This window comes from Myxococcus dinghuensis (assembly GCF_024198235.1).
Taxonomy (GTDB): domain Bacteria; phylum Myxococcota; class Myxococcia; order Myxococcales; family Myxococcaceae; genus Myxococcus; species Myxococcus dinghuensis.
This window is the reverse complement of sequence record NZ_JAKCFB010000089.1, coordinates 1-6,097: the sequence shown is the minus strand read 5'-3', so window position 1 is coordinate 6,097 and position 6,097 is coordinate 1. Positions and strand designations below refer to the sequence as shown.

1 protein-coding gene is annotated in these 6,097 nt (G+C 71.8%); it reads left to right on the top strand.

Annotated features, from left to right (window positions below; translation table 11 throughout):
* Positions 1-6,097, top strand: a 6,097-nt coding sequence (locus tag LZ198_RS42360; protein ID WP_253977866.1) for a non-ribosomal peptide synthetase, incomplete at both ends; no start/stop codon positions are given.

Here is a 6,097-nt window from a genome sequence, read left to right as displayed (position 1 = left end):
CTCGCCGGGGTGGCACCGCTGGAGCTGCCGACGGACAAGCCGAGGCCGGCGGTGAGAAGCAACCGGGGAGCGACGCTGCCGGTGAGGCTGCCGCGGGAGTTGGCGCAGCGGGTGGGAGCGCTGGCGAGGCAGGAGGGAGTGACGCCCTTCATGCTGCTGCTGGCGGTGTGGCAGGCGCTGCTGGGGCGCTACAGCGGGCAGCAGGACATCAGCGTGGGAATCCCCATCGCTGGGAGGCAGCAGGCGGAGGTGGAGGGGCTCATCGGCTTCTTCGTCAACACGCTGGTGGCGCGCACACAGGTGGAGGGGGAGAAGAGCTTCAAGGAGCTGCTGGCGCAGGTGAAGGAGACGACGCTGGGTGCGTACGCGCACCAGGACGTGCCCTTCGAGCGACTGGTGGAGGAGCTGCGACCGGAGCGCGACCTGGGGCGCACCCCGCTCTTCCAGGTGTTCTTCGCGCTGGAGAACACGCCGGTGCAACAGCGTGAGCGGTTCGCGCTGCGGCCCATCGAACTGCAGAGCGGAACGGCGAAGTTCGACCTGTCGCTGTCGCTGAGGGAGGGAGCGGAGGGCCTCACGGGGTGGCTGGAGTACAGCACGGACCTCTACGAGCCGCAGACGGTGGAGCGGCTGGTGGGCCACTACCAGCGGTTGCTGGAGTCGGCGGTGGCCCAGCCCGACACGCACCTCTCGCGATTGCAGTTGCTGGGAGAGGAGGAGCGGCGGCAGGTGCTCACCACCTGGAACCCCGCGCCGGTGGCTGCTGGGCCCACCGAGTGCGTGCAGGCGCTCTTCGAGGCGCAGGCGGAGCGCACGCCGGAGGCGGTGGCGGTGGTGGGCGGCGGGCGGCAGGTGACGTACCGGCAGTTGGACGAGGAGGCGAATCGGCTGGCGCATCGGTTGCGGCGGCTGGGGGTGGGCCCCGAGGTGCGCGTGGGCCTGTGGATGGAGCGCTCGGTGGAGATGGTGGTGGGCATGCTTGCCACCCTCAAGGCCGGGGGGGCCTACGTGCCCGTGGACGCGGACTACCCGGAGGCACGTGCGCGCCTGGTGCTGGAGGACAGCGGTCTGGCGGTGCTGCTGAGCGAGCAGCCGCTGCTGGCGCGGTTCGCGTCGCTGCCTGAAGGCGTCGTGAGCCTGGCCCTGGACACGGAGGAGCTGGGCGCGGAGAGCGCCGCGCGGCCCAGCGCGAGCGCGACGCCAGCCAACGCGGCCTACGTCATCTACACATCCGGAAGCACGGGACGGCCCAAGGGCGTGGTGGTGGAGCACCGTCAGCTCTGGCAGTTGGTGCGCTGGCACCTGGACGCCTACGCGCTGGGGGTTGGGGACCGCACCAGCCAGGTGGCCTCGCCGGCGTTCGACGCGGCGGTATGGGAAATCTGGCCCACGCTGGCGAGCGGGGCGGCGCTGGAGTTGCCGGAGCGAGACGTCCGACTGGAGCCGGCGAGGCTGGTGGGCTGGCTGGCGGAGCGCGGCATCACCGTGGCCTTCCTGCCCACGCCCCTCTGCGAGGCGGTGCTGGCGGAGCCGTGGCCGGCGGAGAGCCGGTTGCGCTGGCTGCTCACCGGCGGGGACAGGCTGAGCCGGCGGCCCGCGCCGGGCGCCCCCTTCCGACTGGTGAACCACTACGGCCCCACGGAGGCCACGGTGGTGGCCACGGCGGGCGAGGTCCTCGCCGCCCAGGGAGGCCGGGAGCCGCACATCGGTGGGCCCATCACCCATGCCCGCGCCTACGTGCTCGACGAGCAGCGCATGCCCCAGCCGGTGGGGGTGCCCGGGGAACTCCATGTGGGAGGCGAGGGCGTCGCGCGCGGCTACTTGGAGCGGGCCGAGCTGACGGCGGAGCGCTTCGTACGGGATCCGTTCAGCCAGGAGCCCGGAGCGAGGATGTACCGCACAGGGGACCGGGTGCGCTGGCTGGCGGACGGCACGCTGGAGTTCCTGGGGCGTATGGACTCGCAGGTGAAGCTGCGTGGCTACCGCATCGAGCTCGGGGAGATAGAGGCGGTGCTGGCCCAGCACGCCGGGGTGCTGCACGCGGCGGTGGTGGTGAAGCAACAGGCGGGTGGGCCGCAGCGTCTGGTGGGCTACGTGGCGCCGCGCCCGGGCCAGGGAGTGGAGGGCGAGGAGGTGCGCGCTTTCCTGCGGGCACGACTGCCGGAGTACATGGTGCCCTCGGCGCTGATGGTGCTGGAGGCGCTGCCGCTCAGCCCCAATGGCAAGGTGGACCGCAAGGCCCTGCCCGAGCCGGAGGCGCACGCCCTGGAGGTGGCGTTCGAGGCGCCGCGCACGCCGACGGAGACGGCGCTGGCGGAGCTCTGGGTCCAGGTGCTGGGGGCGCAGCGGGTGGGGCGCAATGATGACTTCTTCGAGCTGGGCGGCCACTCGCTGATGGCCACCCAGATGCAGGCACGCATCCGCGCTGGCTGGAGCGTGGAGCTGCCGCTGCGCGCGATGTTCGAGGCGCCGACGCTGAAGGCGCTGGCGGAGCGCATCGACGGGGCGAAGACGGAGCGAGGCCGTACCGCGCTGGTGGCGGTGGGCCGGGAGGGCCCGCTGCCGCTGTCGTTCGCGCAGCAGCGGTTGTGGTTCCTGGACCGATTGGAGCCAGGGAGCGCCCTGTACAACATCCCGCTGGCGGTGAGGCTGGAGGGAGCGCTGGACGAGGCGGCGCTGGAGAAGAGCCTGGGAGAGGTGGTGCGTCGGCACGAGGCGCTGCGCACGAGCTTCGAGGAGGTGGAGGGCCAGCCGGTGCAGCGAATCCATCCTGCGCGCGCCTTCGAGCTGCGTGTGGAGGACCTCCGGGAGGTGCCGGCGGAGCAGCGGCAGCAGGAGGCGCGCGCGCGGATGGGAGAAGAGGCGCGCAGGCCCTTCGAGCTGAGCGGCGAGCTGATGATGAGGGCATTGCTGCTGCGGCTGGAGGAGCGCGAGCACGTGCTGGTGGTGAACATGCACCACATCGCCTCGGACGGCTGGTCGGTGGGAGTGCTCAGCCGGGAGCTGGGAGCGCTGTACGAGGAGTACGCGGGAGGAAGGGCTGCGCGGTTGGCGCCGCTGTCGGTGCAGTACGCGGACTACGCGGTCTGGCAGCGCGAGTGGCTGCGGGGAGAGGTGCTCGAGAAGCAGGTGGAGTATTGGAAGCAGAAGCTCGCCGGGGTGGCACCGCTGGAGCTGCCGACGGACAAGCCGAGGCCGGCGGTGAGAAGCAACCGGGGAGCGACGCTGCCGGTGAGGCTGCCGCGGGAGTTGGCGCAGCGGGTGGGAGCGCTGGCGAAGCAGGAGGGCGTGACGCCCTTCATGCTGTTGCTGGCCGCCTTCCAACTGCTGCTCGCCCGGTACTCCGGCCAGGAGGACATCGTCGTCGGCTCACCCATCGCTGGGCGGCGGCAGGCGGAGGTGGAGGGCCTCATCGGCTTCTTCGTCAACACGCTCGTCCTGCGCACACAGGTGGAGGGGGAGAAGAGCTTCAAGGCGCTGCTGGCGCAGGTGAAGGAGACGACGCTGGGCGCCTATGAGCACCAGGACGTCCCCTTCGAGAAGCTGGTGGAGGAGCTGCAGCCGGCGCGCGACCTGAGTCGCACCCCGCTCTTCCAGGCCCTCTTCGTCCTGCAGAACACACCGATGCAGGAGGTGCGCCTGCCTGGGCTGACCCTTCATCCGCTGGAGGCCCACGGAGGCGAAGCCGCCAAATTCGACCTCAACCTCAACCTGTCCGAGACGCCCGAGGGTTTCTCCGGCTTCCTGCAGGTGAGCACGGACCTGTTCACCGAGGCCACCGCGGCCCGCATGGTGCGGCACTTCCACTCGCTGCTGGACGCCGTCGCCGCGCACCCGGAAGGGCGCCTGTCCGCGCTGCCCTGGCTGCCCGCCGAGGAGCGCGAGCAGGTGCTGCGCGGCTGGAATGGCACGGCCGTCGAGACGCCGTCCGTCACGACCTTCCCCGCGGCCTTCGAGCTCCAGGCCGCGAGCACTCCCGACGCGCCCGCCGTGCGCTTCGAGGACGAGGTCCTCTCTTTCGCGGGGCTCAACGCCCACGCCAACCAGCTCGCGCACCAGCTGCGCGCCCTGGGCGTGGGGCCCGACGTGCCCGTGGCCCTGTGCTTCGAGCGGAGCGTGGACATGGTGGTGGCGCTGCTGGGCGTCATGAAGGCCGGCGGCGCCTATGTGCCGCTCGACCCGTCGTGGCCCTCCCAGCGCCTGGGCTTCACCCTCCAGGACTGCGCCGCCCCGGTGCTCCTCACCCAGCGGCACCTGGAGTCCTCCTGGGTTCCTGTGGGCACGCACGTGCTCTTCCCGGGCCTGGACGAGGCGCTGCCCTCGCACAACCCGGAGCCGTCCGCCTCGGCCGATGACCTCGCCTACGTCATCTACACCTCGGGCAGCACGGGCAGGCCCAAGGGCGTCATGGTGCAGCACCGCTCCGTGCTCAACCTGCGCCACGCCCTCGCGCGCACCATCTACGCGGGCCAGCCCTCGGGCCTGCGGGTGAGCGTCAACGCGCCGCTCGCCTTCGACGCCTCCGTCAAGCAGCTCGTCCAACTGCTCGATGGCCACTGCCTCTGCATCGTCCCCGAGGAGACGCGCCAGGACCCGGACGCCATGCGGGAGTGGCTGCGCCGCTATGGCGTGGACGTGCTGGACTGCACGCCGTCGCTGCTGAGGCTGCTGGTGCAGTCCGGCTTGCTTCAGGAGGACGCGGCCCCTCGCCTGCTGGTGCCCGGAGGCGAAGCCATTGACGACGCCCTGTGGGAGCAGTTGGCCGCCGCGCCGCGCACGCGCACCTTCAACGTCTACGGCCCCACCGAGTGCACCGTGGACACCACCGCCTTCGCGGTGCGGCCTGGCACCCGTCCCACGCTGGGCGGTCCGCTGGCCAACGTGCGGGTGTACGTGCTGGATGCGTACCTCCAGCCAGTGCCCGTGGGCGTGCCGGGCGAGCTGTTCATCTCGGGCGCGGGCCTGGCCCGTGGCTACCTGCGCCGTCCGGACCTCACCGCCGAGCGCTTCCTGGCGGACCCCTTCAGCCAGGAGCCCGGCGCGCGCATGTACCGCACGGGAGACCGGGTGCGTTGGCGCCAGGACGGCACGCTGGAGTACCTGGGCCGCACCGACTTCCAGGTGAAGCTGCGCGGCTTCCGCATCGAGCTGGGGGAAATCGAAGCGGCCCTCGCGCAGCACCCGGAGGTGAGGCAGGCCGTGGTCCGGGTGCGCGAGGACGTGCCCGGCAACCAGCGGCTGGTGGCCTGGCTCACGCACCCGGGCGCCGCGCCGGAAGTGGTCTCCCTGCGCGACTTCCTCAAGCAGCGGCTGCCCGAGTACATGGTGCCCGCGGCCTTCGTCCCGCTGGACGCAATCCCCCTGACGCCCAACGGCAAGGTGGACGCGCGGGCCCTGCCGGCGCCCGAGGCCTCCGCCCTGGCCACTCCCTATGAGGCCCCGGTTACGCCCACCGAGGAGCGGCTCGCGGCCGTCTGGAGTGAGGTGCTCGGGGTGGAGCGTGTGGGCCGCAACGACAATTTCTTCGAGCTGGGTGGCCACTCACTGCTGGCCACGCAGGTGGTGTCGCGCGTGCGGAGTGTAGCGGAGGTGGAGCTCCCGCTGCGCGAGCTGTTCGAGTCTCCCACGGTGGCCGGGCTCGCCGCCCGCGTGGAGGCCCTCTCCCGGACTGGGACGCGGGGGGCTCCACCGTTGCGTCCCGTGCCGCGCACGGGCCCGCTGCCGCTGTCGTTCGCGCAGCAGCGGTTGTGGTTCCTGGACCGATTGGAGCCAGGGAGCGCCCTGTACAACATCCCGCTGGCGGTGAGGCTGGAGGGAGCGCTGGACGAGGCGGCGCTGGAGAAGAGCCTGGGAGAGGTGGTGCGTCGGCACGAGGCGCTGCGCACGAGCTTCGAGGAGGTGGAAGGCCAGCCGGTGCAGCGAATCCATCCTGCGCGCGCCTTCGAGCTGCGTGTGGAGGACCTCCGGGAGGTGCCGGCGGAGCAGCGGCAGCAGGAGGCGCGCGCGCGGATGGGAGAGGAGGCGCGCAGGCCCTTCGAGCTGAGTGGCGAGCTGATGATGAGGGCGTTGCTGCTGCGGCTGGAGGAGCGCGAGCACG